13 protein-coding genes are annotated in these 14,783 nt (G+C 57.9%); 5 read left to right on the top strand and 8 right to left on the bottom strand.

Going from position 1 to position 14,783, the window contains the following annotated elements:
- Positions 1–48 precede the first annotated feature (48 nt).
- The 6 genes from VMC84_RS12785 to cfbA all read right to left on the bottom strand — a co-directional run bounded on the left by VMC84_RS12785 (position 49) and on the right by cfbA (position 9,053).
- Complete coding sequence (locus tag VMC84_RS12785) at positions 49–3,840, bottom strand: hypothetical protein (RefSeq protein ID WP_325381253.1); 3,792 nt, start codon at positions 3,838–3,840, stop codon at positions 49–51.
- Between the two features lie 234 nt (positions 3,841–4,074).
- Complete coding sequence (cfbB, locus tag VMC84_RS12790) at positions 4,075–5,466, bottom strand: Ni-sirohydrochlorin a,c-diamide synthase (RefSeq protein ID WP_325381255.1); 1,392 nt, start codon at positions 5,464–5,466, stop codon at positions 4,075–4,077.
- Complete coding sequence (cfbC, locus tag VMC84_RS12795; protein ID WP_325381256.1) at positions 5,463–6,251, bottom strand: Ni-sirohydrochlorin a,c-diamide reductive cyclase ATP-dependent reductase subunit; 789 nt, start codon at positions 6,249–6,251, stop codon at positions 5,463–5,465. Before cfbC ends, cfbB begins: the two co-directional genes overlap by 4 nt.
- Complete coding sequence (gene cfbD / locus VMC84_RS12800; protein WP_325381258.1) at positions 6,248–7,354, bottom strand: Ni-sirohydrochlorin a,c-diamide reductive cyclase catalytic subunit; 1,107 nt, start codon at positions 7,352–7,354, stop codon at positions 6,248–6,250. The genes cfbC and cfbD overlap by 4 nt, the downstream gene beginning before the upstream one ends.
- A 4-nt stretch (positions 7,355–7,358) precedes the next feature.
- Entirely contained in the window at positions 7,359–8,639 is a 1,281-nt protein-coding gene (gene cfbE / locus VMC84_RS12805; protein WP_325381364.1) for a coenzyme F430 synthase, read from the bottom strand.
- A gap of 6 nt (positions 8,640–8,645) precedes the next feature.
- Positions 8,646–9,053, bottom strand: coding sequence for a sirohydrochlorin nickelochelatase (cfbA, locus tag VMC84_RS12810; protein WP_325381260.1), 408 nt, complete (start codon positions 9,051–9,053; stop codon positions 8,646–8,648).
- A gap of 220 nt (positions 9,054–9,273) precedes the next feature.
- Between cfbA and VMC84_RS12815 the strand changes: the two genes are divergently transcribed.
- Both VMC84_RS12815 and VMC84_RS12820 read left to right on the top strand, forming a co-directional pair.
- Positions 9,274–9,717: a hypothetical protein gene (locus VMC84_RS12815; protein ID WP_325381262.1), complete on the top strand. Its 444-nt coding sequence runs from the start codon at positions 9,274–9,276 to the stop codon at positions 9,715–9,717.
- 151 nt (positions 9,718–9,868) lie between these two features.
- Positions 9,869–10,729 (top strand): M48 family metallopeptidase, encoded by an 861-nt coding sequence (locus tag VMC84_RS12820; protein ID WP_325381264.1) that lies wholly within the window; start codon positions 9,869–9,871, stop codon positions 10,727–10,729.
- Here VMC84_RS12820 and VMC84_RS12825 read toward each other — a convergent pair.
- Positions 10,702–11,559: an MBL fold metallo-hydrolase gene (locus VMC84_RS12825; protein WP_325381266.1), complete on the bottom strand. Its 858-nt coding sequence runs from the start codon at positions 11,557–11,559 to the stop codon at positions 10,702–10,704. The genes VMC84_RS12820 and VMC84_RS12825 overlap by 28 nt on opposite strands.
- 62 nt (positions 11,560–11,621) lie before the next feature.
- Here VMC84_RS12825 and VMC84_RS12830 point away from each other — a divergent pair, with 62 nt between their 5' ends.
- The gene (locus VMC84_RS12830) at positions 11,622–12,005 is read left to right on the top strand and encodes a cupin domain-containing protein (protein WP_325381267.1); all 384 of its coding nucleotides are present in this window, start codon (positions 11,622–11,624) and stop codon (positions 12,003–12,005) included.
- Here VMC84_RS12830 and VMC84_RS12835 read toward each other — a convergent pair.
- The gene (locus tag VMC84_RS12835) at positions 11,988–12,848 is read right to left on the bottom strand and encodes an MBL fold metallo-hydrolase (RefSeq protein ID WP_325381268.1); all 861 of its coding nucleotides are present in this window, start codon (positions 12,846–12,848) and stop codon (positions 11,988–11,990) included. The two genes, VMC84_RS12830 and VMC84_RS12835, sit on opposite strands and share 18 nt — an antisense overlap.
- Before the next feature lie 677 nt (positions 12,849–13,525).
- Here VMC84_RS12835 and VMC84_RS12840 point away from each other — a divergent pair.
- Both VMC84_RS12840 and VMC84_RS12845 read left to right on the top strand, forming a co-directional pair.
- On the top strand, positions 13,526–13,873 hold the full coding sequence (locus VMC84_RS12840) for a NifB/NifX family molybdenum-iron cluster-binding protein (protein ID WP_325381270.1): 348 nt from the start codon (positions 13,526–13,528) through the stop codon (positions 13,871–13,873).
- Between the two features lie 76 nt (positions 13,874–13,949).
- Entirely contained in the window at positions 13,950–14,759 is an 810-nt protein-coding gene (locus VMC84_RS12845) for an MBL fold metallo-hydrolase (protein WP_325381272.1), read from the top strand.
- Positions 14,760–14,783 lie beyond the last annotated feature (24 nt).

Genomic DNA, 14,783 nt, shown 5'->3' on the forward strand with positions numbered 1-14,783 from the left:
CCAGGAGCGGCTTTTCCTTGCCGATATACTTCTCGAAGTCCATGGGGATCACGCCTTGATGAGCTCGTTCATCGTCTTCATGATCTGCTTGATCTTCTCCGTGTTCTCCTTGTCCGCATCTATCTTCTTGGTGATGGAGTCCTCGACTTCCTTCTGCGTGGCCTTTAGCTGCTTAAGCACTTCATCGCGGGTCGTGAGCATGGAGGACTCGGTGGACGTCTTCGTGGTCTTAGCAGTCTCCAGCATGTCGGCCTTCGTGACCTTAGCCGTCTCGAGCATGTCGGCCTTAGAGTCGCTCGCGGCCTTGACCGCCTCGTCCCGGGCACGGAACATCTCCTCGAGGGCGGCCTCCTTCGAGTTATTGGACGCCGTGATGACCACGTCCCGGGTGTCCAGCAGCTTCTTGATGGTCTCCTCGCGGGTATGCTTGATGGAATCTAAGATCTCGTCCCGCGTCTTCGCCATCGACTTCTCGGCGACGATGCGGGCATTATCCGTAGATGAGAGCACGATCGACTCAGTCTGGCGCAGGGCAACGATCAGGCCGTCCTTGTACTTGTTCATCTCGTCCACGGCCTGTTTCTTCTGGGCGTCGATGGTGCCGGACAGCCCGTCCTTCTCCTGCTTGATGGAGGCGAGCACGTCGGTCCGGATCTGGTTCATTGTGGCCCTGGCCTCCTGGTCGACCTTCGCCGAGAGCTTCGAGTACTCCGCGTCGGCCTGCTTCGAGACGGTATTGAGCGTCTTCACGGTCTCCATCACGTCGTTCTTAGAGTCGGCGACGGCCTTGAGGACCTCCTCGCGGCTCTTCTGCATGGAGCCCACGGCCGTGTCCTTCGCCGTGCCTATCTCGGCGACGGCGCTGTTCCTGAGCGATACGACGTCCTTAACCGTGCTGTCCTTCAGGGACACGACCTCGCTGATCGTTCCCTGCTTGAGAGCCCCGATCTCATCGGTGGCCTGTTCTTTGGCTAAGGCGATCTCGCTCAGCGTGCCGACTTTCAGTGAGCTGGCCTCGTGGAGGGTGTCGTTCTTGAAGGTGGACATCTCCTCCATTGCCTGGCTCTTGACTGCCGCTATCTCGCTTACAGACTGGCTCTTGACCGATTCGATGGACTTGAGCGTGTCGTCCCTCGTGGCGTGCAGGGCGCCCTCGACGATCTCTCTCGTGCTCTTCGCCACTTCGTCCACGTGGGCCGCGCTCTCGCCGAGCTCGGCCAGCGCGCCCTGTCGCGTCCTCTCGATGCTGCCCACGGCGTCGGCCTCGACGGTCCTTATCGTAGACGTCGCCTCGGACTCCGTGGTCGTGACGAATTCCTTTGTCCGCGCCTTCATGGCCTCGATGTTGCCGGCGGCCTCGTTCACCGCTTCGGTGACCGACTTGACGGCGCCCGACTTGACGTCGGTGATGGAGCCCAGCACGTCGGCCTGGGTCTGCCTGAGCAAGTTAACGGTCGAGGTCTGCATGTCCTGGAGCTCTTTGATCGTCTCGTGGGATGCCTTGCTCTGCTCCAGTACGCGCTCCTCGACGCCGCTGATCTTGACCACGAGGTCGTTCTCCGCCTCGCGGACCCGCGTAATCATCTCCACCTCGATCTTGTTCTCGAGGTTCCGCTCCATGGCGTTCAGGTTATCCTCGAGCGCCCGGTAGCGGTACTCGATGTTGTTGAGATTGATGAATTCCTTGCGGACGGCCGAGAGCCTCTCGTCGAGGTCCGAGAAAGTGTTGTTGACCTGGTCGATCTGCGCCTTCAAGTACTGGCCGGCCTTGATGAGCTTGGCCTCCTGGGGCGTGACGTGCTCGGCGTCGTTCTTGAACTGCTCGATGAGGCCCTTGATGTTCTCCATCTCGTCCTTGTAGTCGGCGATGAAGTCCTTGATGGTCTTGATGTCGCCGGCGTAGGCCTCCACCTCGTTCTTGAGCTTGACGATCTCGTCCCGGGACTTGTTGAACTCCTTGGCGAGCTTCAGGTCTTCGGCGTGCTTGTCCACCGTCACCCGTATCGCCTTGAGCTCGCCGCGCTGGTCGCTGATGAGCTTGCTGACCGTGGCCATCTCGTCGGAGTTGGCGCCCACCTCGTTCTTGAGCGCCTTGAGGTCCTCCTCCATTCCCGAGAAGTCCTTGAGGGCCTTGACCTTCTCGCCGTACTTCTCCACGAAGAGCTTGACGGGCTTCATTTCGTTCTTGAAGTCCACCATGTTGCCCTTCACGAAGCCCAGCTCGGAGATGTGGTCGTTGGTCTGCTCGTCCATCCGCGTCCGGATGTCGGCCATGGAGTCGTTCGCAGACGCAAGCGCCTTCGCCAGCAGCTTGTTCTCGTTCCGGGCCTCGGCGAGCTGCGCCTTCAGCGTCTTCACGTCGCTGTAGTAGGCCTCGATCTTTTCCGATAGCGCCGAGATCTCGACGCCCGAGGTCTCTTTTATGGACGCTTCTATGAGGTTCAGCTTGTCGTTGAGCGACGTTATGTCCTTCACGGTGGCCATCTTGAGGGACGATTCCATGGCCTCGAGCTTTTCCTCGTTCTCCCTCTGGGCCGCGGCGATGGTCGACTTGTACTCGCCCAGGTCGTCGATCATCTTCTCCATGGACTCCTGGTAAGCGCCCATGGACTTCCGCAGGGCTTTCATGTCGCTTTCGTAGTTGCTCGCGAGGACCGTCTGGCCCTCCTCGCTTCCGGCGCGGACGGCCGTGATCTCCTCGGTGAGGCGGGCGATCTCTTCCCGCAGCGAGTTGATCTTGCTGTCCACGACCTGGATGGAATTCCGTGCCTGCTCGGTGTCGGACGAATAGTTGCCAAGAGAGTCCTTCAGCGCCTTGACCTCGCCGGTGCACTCGTCCAGCGACGCCCTGAGGGTCGCGATCTCGCTCTCGTAGCGGTCGGCATTCGCCTTCAGCGTGCTGAAGTCGTCACGATAAGAGTCAATGGACGCATCGATGGCAGAAAGGCGCTGCTCGCTCGCCATGCTGGCGTCCTTGAGGGCCTTGATCTCTGCGGCGAGCTTCTGGAGCACCTGCTTCTCCTGCTCCGTATAGCTCTCGAAGTCGAAGTCCTTCAGGCCCGCGATCTCTTCGCCGATAGAATTTAGAGTCAGGCTCTGGGATTCGATGAGGTTCTTCTGCTCGAGCATTGCGGACTGGAGCTTCCGGAAGTCCTCGGGCTTGATCTCGTCCTTATAGGCGTCGAGCTTCTGGAGCTTATCGACGATGGCCGTCATCTGCCGGGTATAGTCTTCCCTCTGGGCCTGTACTTCCTCGCGGAATTTTTCCAAATCCTTGCGCTGCTTATCGCTCTCGGATACCTGTCGCTCCATCTGGCCTTTCAGTAAGTTTAACACTTGCACGTCGGGCTGGGCGACAGGCTGGGCCACGCGCTCGGTCGCGGCCGAGCGTTCGACCGCCGGGGCACGCTCGACGGGACGCGGCCTGGCCTCCTCGCGCTCTTTTACGGCCGGCTTGACGAACTCTTTCTCGGCCGGGACTGCGGCGGGCTTCTGGGCTGGTATGGGCTGTGATTGTAAGATATTTGGCTTGAGAATGGGCTTTTGCGGCGGTACGGCCTGCTTCACGGCGGCCTTCGGAGCCTCCCGGGGCTTTTCCGCGGCGGGCCTGGCGGCCGGCTTTAGTATATTGACCTTTTCGGCCGGCTTTTCTTCCGTAGCTGCCGCTATGGGCTTCATGACAACCTTTTCAGGCGGCTTCTCCGCGGCCTTTTCCTGCGAGTCCGTCTTGTCCAGGATCGCCGCCAGCGTCTCGAGCTCTTTCTTTATCCGTTCCTCTTCGTTTTGCTGTTTTGCCGCCTTAGAATCATCCTTTTTCGGCTTTCTGTCGAATAAACCCATTCCAGATCCCAACCTGTTCTTCCAATCGTTTTTATTATGGCTGTAAAGTTAGCAAGAACCAATATATATTTTGTTATATCTTCCTTCGCTTAACATTCCTTTGTTTTTAGCCTTTATGTATAATAACTTTTTTCTCATACGTATAAAAACCTATAGAGAATGGATAGCCCTGGAAAATATTTATATGGCCCCGATTGCTTCCGGCATAAAATGTGCAGGATAAGAATTTGCGCCTTATTGCCCTTTGTATTCCACGCACGCATCCACGAAGTTTCGTGCGAATGGGACGTATGAGGCGGCGTGTAAATGCGTATAGGATCCGAGCGTATTGTTCACGAGCATGCCGTCCAGGCCGTCCTTGATGCCGATGCCCCGGTCCATGCGGTATGCGAACTTGGCGTCTGGCGGCACGTCGGTCAGGACGGAGTAGTGGAACTCGTGGCCCTTGAAGAAGGTGCCCTTCACGCCTATCGGCGTGTCCTTCTCTAGCTGGCCGAGGACGTAGCCAATGTGGCGGATGTGCTTCATGGAGGCGACGCCGCCGAAGGCGCCGACCATGTCGAAGCGCTTGCCTTTCTCGTCCTCCAGCGTGCCGGTGAGGTACATCATGCCCCCGCATTCGGCGTAGATGGGCATGCCGCTTGCCGAAGCATCCGCTATCGACTTGCGCATGGAGGCGTTCTCCGACAGCTCCCGGGCGAAGAATTCCGGGTAGCCGCCTCCGAGTATCAGCCCGTCCACGTCGGGGATCTCCCGGTCGTGCAGCGGGCTGAAGTAGACCACTTCGGCGCCCTTTAATTGTAATAAGTCCACGTTATCCTTATAGTAGAAGTTGAACGCCTCGTCCATGGCCACCCCGATGCGGGCGCCCGTGGGCTTTTCCTGCTTGAAGATGCTCTGCCGGCCGGTCTTCAGCTTCGGCGCGCTCTTCGCGATCTCCAGCAGGCGGTCGATGTTAACGTGCTCCTGGACGATGGCCTTTATCTTATCGATGCGGACTCCAAAATCGTCCACCATGGATGCCCCCTCCCGGGCAGGTATGAGGCCCAGGTGGCGCATGGTGAGACTCATGCCCTTATTCCTCGGAATGGCGCCGAGCACCTCGACGCCCGTGTATTTCTGGATGGCGGCCGTGGCCTTTTCGGCGTGGCGGTCGCTGCCTACCTTGTTGAGGATGACGCCCTTAAAATTGATACGCTTATCGAAGTCCTTGTAGCCCTTGACGATAGCGGCCGTGCTCCGGGTGATGCTCTGCGCGTCCAGGACGAGCACCACGGGCGCATTTAATATTTTCGCGATCTGCGCCGTGGAGCCGATGTCGGATAACGCCTCCAGGCCCTCGTAGAGGCCGCGGACGCCCTCGATGATCGCGACGTCGGAGCCCTCGGCTGAGTGCTGGAACGCCTCCACGATGGCCGGCTCGGACATTAAGAAGCCGTCCAGGTTCTCGCTCTGGCGGTGGGTGACCAGCGAATGATAGCTCGGGTCTATATAATCCAGACCTACTTTAAAAGGCTGCACCTTCAGGCCGCGCTCGTAGAGCAGGGACATGACGCCCGTGGATATGGTCGTCTTGCCCGCGGAGCTCCGGTCGCCGGCGAGGATGAGCCTGGGGATCGTCATCATCGGGTTAGCTTCCTCAGGTCTTCGTCTTCTAATGAATCGGGAACCTTTTTATTCTTTTCCGTCAGAATTCGGCCCGCAAGGGACCTGTACACGTCGGCCATCGCCGATTCGGGCTCTCCCTCGATGACGCTCTTCCCGGCGCGCTCGCAGTTTTGCACTATCTTGTGCCGCGGAATGTACGCCAGCATGGGCACGCCCAACGCCGCGGCGAACTTTTCCACGATCTCCCGCTCGTGCTCGGCCTCGCGCTCGTTGCAGATGATGCCCGATAAAGGAGTGTGCAGCGTCCTCAGGCCCCGGCAGATGTTGTTGGCGGCGTAGAGGGGCATGTACTCGCCCGACGTGATAATATATGCCTCGCGCACCATGCCCTTTGTGATGGGCACGGCGAAGCCGCCGCACACGATGTCGCCCGGGACGTCGTATATTATAACATCAGAGTCCTTCATAGCGCTGCTGGTCTTTTGGAGCGCCTGCACGGCGACGATGATGCCCCGGCCCGCGCAGCCCACTCCCGGCTCGGGGCCGCCGACCTCGGCGCATTTGACCCCGTTGAAGCCCTCGAAGACCACGTCCTCTTCTTTTATGGATCCTTTTTTACGCACGGTATCCATGATGGTGGGTATCCGCTTTCCGCCCAGCAGCGTGATGGACGAGTCACTCTTGGGGTCGCACCCGATGAGCATGGCCCTTACGCCTTTTTCGCCCATGGCCGCGGCGACGTTCGACGCCGTCGACGACTTGCCGATGCCGCCCTTGCCATAGATGGCCAGATGTTTTTTCATATCATGCTCCTCAATGTCTCCCCGAACTCGGACTCGACCATGCCGTGGACGCCGAGCGTCTTCGGGTGCAGGTCCACTTCCACCATGACGTGCCGGTGGCCCGCCGTTTTTAAAGGCTCGACCTGGCGGGGCCCGTTCGTGATTGAAAATATTTCCATGCCCCTGACGGCTTCAAAGGGTACGGCATGGGGTACGCCCGAGAGCACCACGTAATCATAGTTTGAATATTTTTCCGTTATGACCCTGGCCGCCGTTTCTCCGCTCACCGGGTACTCGTCGAGGCCCCCTGTGACATGGTCGACGGCCACGCCGGCTTCGGCCATCTGGGAAGTGATGGTTGTCGCATAGCGCCGGATGCGGGGCAGGCCAATGTCCGGGTCGAGGTTGGCGATGGTCACGGGCGCCGGAGCGCCGACGACCTTCGCCGCCTGGCTTACGGCCAGGTTGACATCGGCGAACATGTAGGCGGTCTCCTTCTTCGCGTTGAGGATCGAAAGGCCCTTTTTGCCCCCCCGCATTAATTCCAGCAGCCGCTCTGCGGCCCGGTATTTGAGGTCGCCCCGGGACGGCTCGATGTAGTCGCGGCTGGCGGCGCCGAACTTTTTCTCGATGTCGGTCGCCAGCAGGAGCATTCTCTTCTGCCGCTCCAGCTCGGCTTCGCCCAGCAGGCCTGCCGCTCTGGCCGCCTCCAGCGTCACGATGGCGCCGTGCGTATTATCGTTATAGCCGGCGTGGATCTCGACTTCAATTACGGGCACCCCCACGTCGGCCTCTTCGACGGCGCGGTGGAAGTTCTCGCCGATTATCATGCTCGCGCAAGTCCCCACGATGCCCACCGTTTTTGGGTGGAAACGGTCCACGGCCTTTTTCAAAACGCCCACGAGCAGGTCGTGGCCGCCGAAGACGTAGTCCGAGTCGCACATCGCCGTGGTGACGACGTGCATGCCGTCCTCCTCTAAAAGCCGGGAGTGCTTGAAGCAGCACCCGGGCGGGCCGTGGAGTATGGCAACGTCCGTGTCCAGGTCCCGGAGCGTGTAGAGCGCGGCCACGATGGAGCTGGGCCGCGGCTGCATGATACGGTCAACTGTCTCTAGCTGTTCCATGCGTTCACCTCCATGTCTTAACGCAGCTTATGATCGTATCGCCCGGCTCCGTCTTTTCCAGCGCCAGCGCCAGGCCTGCCTCCAGGCTGTCCGCGTGCGCGCAGCCTTTCGAGGACAATTGTTCGCCGTCCCGTCGAAGGCGGTCGCCGACGAGTACGGCCTCGTCGAAGCGGGCGTCGCTTAATAATGTTAGTACTTTTTCAGGGTCGAGGCCGTCACAGACGTTATAGGCTTCTTCGCCGACTACGAGGACTTTCCAGCCCTCGTCCTCCTCGACGGCGTCCAGGGCGCGCTCCACGCCATCTATCGACAGCCCGGAGTTCGAGTTGTCCAGGAGCACCCGGCCCTGGAGCGTGGAAAATTTCATCCGCCCGTCGATGCCGTCGAAGTCCTCGAAGGCCTGCTGGATCTCCTCAGGCTTTCCGCCAGTGGCCAGCGCTGTCGCGGCTGCGCAAAGCGCCGGTCCCCGGTATGAGCGGCCGTCAAAGCCTCCTTTTAAATGGATTTTTAGCCACCCCTCCATGCCGCCCGGCAGGCGGTAGCGTACTCTCCCGTCCGGGGCGTAGAACACGTTCCCTCCCCGGCCGAAGGTCAGCTTGTTCGTGGTTTCGACTTTTAGGGAGCTCTCACATATTAAGATGCTGTCAGGCTTCATGTGCTTTAGGGCATGAAGCTTAGCCTCCCGTGCGGTCTTCGAGCCGCCCGCGACCGGATAGTCCCGGTCGAGCGTCGTGATGACGCTCGCGTCCCCGATACCACAGAGCCCCAGCGATACTTCGAAGATGCAAAGGTCCGGATGCTTATCGGCCGCGAGCTCCAGCGCCCGGATGACGTTCGCCGGCGTGATGCTCAGCCTCTCGATCAGCTCGCCGTTGTAGAATAAGCCTCTGCTCGTATGCAGGAGGACATCCTCACGGGGAAACATGCGCGCTAAAAGTGTGCAGGCGGTGGTCTTACCGTATGTCCCCGTCACTTCGATGCATTTACTTTTTAACAGCCCGGCCTTTCGAACGATAAAGCCCGTCAGCTCGTGGTGGGTGAGGACGAGCTTGTTCTCCGCATATGCCCTCTGGAGGAGGGGAATTGCGGGCGCATGCACGGGCGCCGCGAGCACGTCGAAGCCCTTTACCTCGTCCGGCCTGAGCACGGGCACGTCCGTCCGGGACTCTTTAGTGCCGTAGACGTCCACGGCGAAGGCGTCATAGCCCAGGCCGCGCAGCCTCCCGGCCAGCAGCAGGCCTCCGTGATTGATGTCCAGCACGCCGATCTTCAGGCCAGGCTCCATGGGCACCTAGTTCCTTGCATAGTTCTTGAACGCTTCCTGGATACGCTTGGCCGATAATTCGGCGATCAGGTCGTCCGCGCCCAGAGGGTCGGCGTACACGATGTCGAAGCCGTCGTAGGCGATGCGTTTCTGGCCCTCGCCCAGGCCGATGAGGCGCGGCACGTCTTCCGTCGTGTGGACGCCCTTCGCTAAAAATAACGGGAAGACGACGACTTTTTTTATGCCCGTACCCTTGAAGCCGTCGAGGCCGTCCTTTATGCTGGGCTTATTGATGTTCATGAACCCGATCCTCGTCACGGCCCGGGGCATCTTTTTAGAAAGCATGTCCGCGACGTCCTGTATGAGCTGCTTGTTGTACGGCAGCGAGCTGCCATGGCCCACGACCAGCAGGCCGAATTTTTCAGCGTTATTCATTCTCTTCCTCCCATGTCTCCGCGTGAGCGGATGCCAGGATAATTGTTAGGCGTTACAGTATAAAAAAGTTAACGTTAGTAATACCAAGTGTGAAAATTATACATATTTTTATACAACTGCCGGTGGCGTGCGGGAATGTGCCTACTTTGCCCTAAAAAGGCTACAAAAGCCGGATAACGCTCTTTAAGCCGCAGCGTCGATAATTCATCTGGCGATATCGTTGGAGACAGCCATTCGCACGGGCATCTTTTGCGCCATCGTGGCCGGGATATGTTTCCTGCTTTCGGGCCTCATGGGCCGGGCCCTCTCGCTCGACCCGCTCGTCTCGTTTTCGATGATGGCCGGAGTGCTTACGCCCATGGTGATGGTATTCTCAGGCATGCTGGCCCGCTGGGCAGGGCATAGTCCTTATAGTGAGTCGCTTCCGGACTCGCCCCTCATGGCGTCGCTGGCCTCGGGGCTGACAACGGCCGCGTTAAGCGCCATAATATTCATATCGATTTTGACGCTCTCCGAGAACGCCGTTTTCCCGGGTATCGGTCTGTTGGGGCTCGATATGCCTGCCCTCCCGGGCGTAGCCGCGCTATTCGCGGCATACGTGGCAATGGCCGTCATCGGCGGCGAGCTCTACGGCCTTATTTTTCGCGGGGCACTTCATTCTTAATTGCGGCATCGTTTATCTGGTCCACGGCGGCATAATAGAGCGATGAGCTACAATCGTTTGAGCATACGCCGGACAAAGCGGGAGATCAAGGAGGAAAAAGAGCTCCCCCGGAAGCTGGCGGCGAGGGCGGGCCGCCCGTGTAAAGCGCCCAATGAAAGATATACCGGGGCAGCGATATATCAAATGGATGAACGCCACGGGGAAAAACGGCGCCGACAATTATTACGTGAAAGGAGAGCGAAGGCAGGGCACAACTTTTTACATTCTACTGGCCCTTATAATGGCGCTCGTCGTTATTCTCGCGTTCGAAGCCTATCGGGGCCTGTACCCTTTGAGCATGGACACGCTCTGGCATTTCACCTATATGGCCCTCGGCCTCGCCGTCGGAGCCGTCGCGGGCATCATTCTGTATAATGCGTTCAACAGCTACCGTATCGTCCAGATCATGCTCAGAAACAGCATCCGGGCCTCGCCCGGCGCATTCCCGGAGGTATACGGCGCGGTCCAGCGGGCGGCAGAGCGCCTATCCACGGATGCGCCTCCGGCCTATATTACGCAGAGCCCGTCCGTGAACGCCTACCTTGTGCGACTGGGATTGAGGAAGAAGATCATCATGATCAATACCGGGCTCCTGCGGGCCATGGAAGGTGACGAGCTATTATTTATCCTGGGGCATGAGATATCCCACGCGAAATATGGCCGGTGGCGGCGCATTCCCGGCATAGGACTGCCGTATATCGTCGCACCCCAGTACAATGAGTACCGCTGCGACCGGGGCGGGCTCGCCGCATCCCGGAACATCGAGGCCTCGATGCGGGCGCTCCTGAAGCTGGTCACCGGCAAGGAGTTCATCGACCGCGTCAGCGTAAAGGATTTTGAAAAGGAAAAAGGGGAGGCGCCGTCGAAGGTGCTCCAGAGGCTGGCGTCGCACCCGATGATCGACGCCAGGGTTAAGGAATTAATTAAATTCTCTAATTCACCGGCCTACACTCTATACCAGAACATGCAATAATTTTCTAGCCTGTAGGCGACGCGGCCCTGATAGTTGAGGCTGCTCAAATGGCCTTTTAGCATTACAAGGGTAAGCCAGTAATTGTTGAGGCTCTTGTAGAGATCGAGCTCGTTGCAGAACATGGTCACGAGATTTTCGGTCGATACCGGCTCCTTTATGAGGCTAAGGACGACCTCGTCCACGAAGTCGAGCTGGCCCAGGTGGAAGTCCGCGGCCCTCAGCGCATCTTCCCGGCTCAACGGATCGCCGTGGCCCGGCACAAGGTAATCGAAGTCCAGGGTCTTGATCTTTTTGATGGACTCGCGGCACAGGTCCGGGTCGATGCTGTAGGGCAGCTTGTACTTGCCCCAGAGCTCCTTCGAGTAGAGCGAATCGGCCGAGTAAAGGACGCGGTCCTCGGTGATGAAGCCGTACTCGCCCAGCGTGTGGCCGGGCAGGTAGACGGCGGTGATGGACGAGTCCAGCCAGTCCTCGATGTAGAGGTCGACCTCGCAGGCGTCGCCCTGGAAGTACGGGGTGATCATTTCCTTAGGCGGGCGGGCCCAGCTAAACAGGCCGCGCACGTTGACCTCGGGGTTGCGGACGAGAAGGGCATCCTCCTTGGAGGCGATGACGCGGGCGCCGCGCTCCCGGAACTCGTGGGCGTGCCGGAAGTGGTCGTTGTGGCCGTGCGTGATGAGCACGGAATGGATATTGTCCAGGCCGACGTCCTCGTATCCGGAGGATCCCGGGTCGATCACGTATCCCTTGAAAAGCCCGGTATTGCTCATCGCGGGCAGGTAGTACGAGTTGCCGGCCAAGCGGACCGGGCCTTTTGTCTTGGAAGCCATTTTAATATCACGGGTTCTATCACTTTTTATATTTTAAAGGTTCACGTTAATGATGAGTCCATATGATACGCCGCAGGTCTAATATATCTTCCTATGTGACGAAGGACGGGTCCAGGATATGGGAGCTGTTCCACCCCGAGTCGTCGCCCGTGAAAGACGTCAGCACCGCAGAGGCCCTCGTCGAGGCAGGGCAGGAGACGGAGACTCATGTGCATCGAAAATCACAGGAGATATATTATATCCTTGAAGGGTCTGGCGACATGCGGCTCGGCAGCAAAACAATGGCCGTTGTTTCGGGCGATGTGGTACTTATCCCTCCCGGGATGCGGCACAGCATTAAAAATACGGATACGAAAATACTGAGGATCCTTTGCATCTGCAGCCCGCCCTATTCGCATGTAGATACGGAGCTAGACCTGCCAGAGGGATCAACGGGCGCGCCATAAGACCTTATGGCCTTTTAGCTCATAGTCGACTGCGCCATCCTTTTCCAGCGCGAAAAGGAAAGCCAGGACCTCGGTCTCGCAGACGAGATAGTCGTTGAACACGTCCCTGAGGTTTAGCGCAAAGGAGACTTTGCACACGACGTCCTCCGTCGAGACGCCCCGCCTGTCCAGGGCATCGAGGATGGTACGCTCGAGCCGGTCAAGCCCCCGCAGGTTGCCTTCCGCCTGCTCAATCGCCTCGTCCTTAGTAAAGGCCCTCGCGTGCGCCGGCAGGACGAAATCCGCGTCCATGTCCATGATCTTTCGGAGTGTCTGGCGTGTCCCGGGGATATTCGTATTATAGACGATGCCCGTCTTATCCCAGACTTTTTTATCCACGATGCTGTCGCCGGCCATGAGGACTCCGTCCGGCGTCATGTAGCCCGTGTGCCAGTCGGTATGGCCCGCCAGCGGTATGATCTTCAGGGGCATGTCCAGGCCCTCCACGATGCCGTCAAGCCGGCAGGGCGTGCCCCGGAAATACCAGGGCTTCATGCCCTCCGGTGGCCGTGTCCATAAAAAGAAGCCGCCCATATGTACATCGATATTCTCGATCATAGGGCGCTCGCCGCGGGGCGCATAAATCTTCGCTCCCCGGGACTGCAGGTCTGCCGCATGCCAGAAATGATCGTTATGGCCGTGGGTGATGAGCCCCGTGGAGACGTTTCTTCCAAAGGAGGTCTCGGGCCTCGCCCAGTCGACGTTCTCGTTCTTGCCGGGGTCGACGACGCAGTCCCTGTAAACGCCGACGTTGGTCAGCCCTGGAACGTAATAACTATCCCCGGCGATGTGGACGAGCTTCAAGGAGCATCACTATGGCAGAGATAGCAGGATGATGTAGCTTAAACTTTATGGACAAGTCTCTCAAAACCTATTAAAAACGCAGAAGACTATTCAGCCACGAAGCACTCTAAGCAGGCCTGAAACAGCACGAAGATATTGATAAATATTTGCTGCGTCGAATATTGATAGGTCATTGTTTAGCAAATAGTCTTATTTTCATCGTTTGCGTAATAGCCAAATTTATCGATAGCTTCCGATTATCTTTTTCAATTTTTATGCTTTGTTGAATATGCCCCTTTAAGTCTCAGAGTATACGAAGGCACTATTTTTCACCACAAAGGCACGAAGAGCACGGAGGCCCACAAAGACTTTTTTTTAGATTAAGTTACAAAGGGCACAGAGCCGCTTTTTGAACTTATAAGATACAGGATATGAAGGCACAGGGGCAAAAAGTGCTCTTGTTCATTCCACAGTGCCCTTGTATCCTTCGTGCCCTGATCGCCAATGAACCGGCTTTGTGTACTTTGTAACTTAATCTAAAAAGAAAACTCCGTGGGCCTCCGTGCTCTTCGTGCCTCTTGGTGAAAATAGTGCCTCCGTACACTCCGTGTGCTTAAGTATCTGGAAATTATTCGATTTTGCAGCCGTAAGCCGAAAAAGTCCATATACTATCCTGCTATAACCTTTTTTGATATGTTATGAAGATCTGCGTCCCGATGAAGAGCACCATGGTGCATAATCACTTCGGGAAAGCCCCGGAGTTTATGCTTCTCGTGGTGGAGGAAGGAAAGGTCGTTTCCCGGGAAAAGGTCCCTAACCCCGGGCGCGAGAAGGGCGCCGTCCTGGAATTGATGCCGGCCCACGGCGTTACGCACGTCATCGCCGGCGGCATGGGCGAAAGGGCGAAGGGGATATTGAAAGAGCACAACATCGTCATCGTCACCGGTGCCCTTGGGTCCATCGATAACGCCGTCGACCGGTTTCTTAAGGGAGAGTTAAAGCCTGCGGAAGTGCCCTGCTGCAACGAGAACCTGTGCGGCAAATGATAAGCGTATGCTTGTGCAGCCAGGTAGAGCCTATTATACTTACATATATATGATTTAAAGCACAATTTAATGTGCGATGTCGGAGATCACTTTCCTGGGCACCGCCGGCGGGCGCATGGTCGTCGCAAACCAGATCCGCAAGAGCGGCGGCATGTGGCTCGACCTGGACGGCAACTCCGTCCTGCTCGACCCGGGCCCGGGCTGTCTCATCCGCTGCGTGGAGCTCGGCTTCAGGCCCTCGCGGCTGGACTGCATCGTCCTCTCGCACCGCCACATCGACCATTCCAACGACGTCAATATCATGGCCGAGGCCATGTCGGGCGGCGGCTTCAAGCCGAAGGGCATACTCATCGCCCCGTGGGACTGCCTGGAAGGGGACGACCCCGTCGTTTTAAAATACGTCCGCAAGTATATCAAGAACAACATTTTCCTGCTCAGGGAGGGCGCGAAGTTTAAATTGAACGGCGTGGCTATCGAGGGCGCGCTGCGGCTGAAGCACTCGGACGTGGAGTCATACGCCATCAAGTTCCACTTCGAGGGCAGGACTTTGGGCTATATCGCCGATACGAAATATTTCGACGGCATCGGCGAGGCTATGAAGGGTTGTGACTATTTGATCATAAACATGGTGCGGATCACGTATGACGACCGCTTCCAGCACCTCATACCCGGCGACGTCGAGAAGATACTAAAAGTCGCTAAGCCTGGCATGGCGATCCTGAACCACTTTGGCATGCAGGTCGTCAAGGCTCACCCCCGGGACATCGCCTTTCGCATCGAGAAGACAACGGGCGTGAACACCGTCGCCGCCGAGGATGGGATGCGCCTGAAGCTCGACCGGACGAAAGCGGAAAAGGATTCTACACTCGAGCGATTTATTAAATAGCGGTTATAAACGCCTTATCCTGCA

It is taken from the genome of Methanocella sp. (genome assembly GCF_035506375.1).
In the GTDB taxonomy this organism is placed as follows: domain Archaea; phylum Halobacteriota; class Methanocellia; order Methanocellales; family Methanocellaceae; genus Methanocella.

Excerpts from the sequence above, each read along its gene's own strand:
- VMC84_RS12785 (WP_325381253.1), bottom strand. The coding sequence starts at position 3,840 with ATGGGTTTATTCGACAGAAAGCCGAAAAAGGATGATTCTAAGGCGGCA.
- cfbB (WP_325381255.1), bottom strand. The coding sequence starts at position 5,466 with ATGATGACGATCCCCAGGCTCATCCTCGCCGGCGACCGGAGCTCCGCG.
- cfbC (WP_325381256.1), bottom strand. The coding sequence starts at position 6,251 with ATGAAAAAACATCTGGCCATCTATGGCAAGGGCGGCATCGGCAAGTCG.
- cfbD (WP_325381258.1), bottom strand. The coding sequence starts at position 7,354 with ATGGAACAGCTAGAGACAGTTGACCGTATCATGCAGCCGCGGCCCAGC.
- cfbE (WP_325381364.1), bottom strand. The coding sequence starts at position 8,639 with ATGGAGCCTGGCCTGAAGATCGGCGTGCTGGACATCAATCACGGAGGC.
- cfbA (WP_325381260.1), bottom strand. The coding sequence starts at position 9,053 with ATGAATAACGCTGAAAAATTCGGCCTGCTGGTCGTGGGCCATGGCAGC.
- VMC84_RS12820 (WP_325381264.1), top strand. The coding sequence starts at position 9,869 with ATGAAAGATATACCGGGGCAGCGATATATCAAATGGATGAACGCCACG.
- VMC84_RS12825 (WP_325381266.1), bottom strand. The coding sequence starts at position 11,559 with ATGGCTTCCAAGACAAAAGGCCCGGTCCGCTTGGCCGGCAACTCGTAC.
- VMC84_RS12830 (WP_325381267.1), top strand. The coding sequence starts at position 11,622 with ATGATACGCCGCAGGTCTAATATATCTTCCTATGTGACGAAGGACGGG.
- VMC84_RS12840 (WP_325381270.1), top strand. The coding sequence starts at position 13,526 with ATGAAGATCTGCGTCCCGATGAAGAGCACCATGGTGCATAATCACTTC.
- VMC84_RS12845 (WP_325381272.1), top strand. The coding sequence starts at position 13,950 with ATGTCGGAGATCACTTTCCTGGGCACCGCCGGCGGGCGCATGGTCGTC.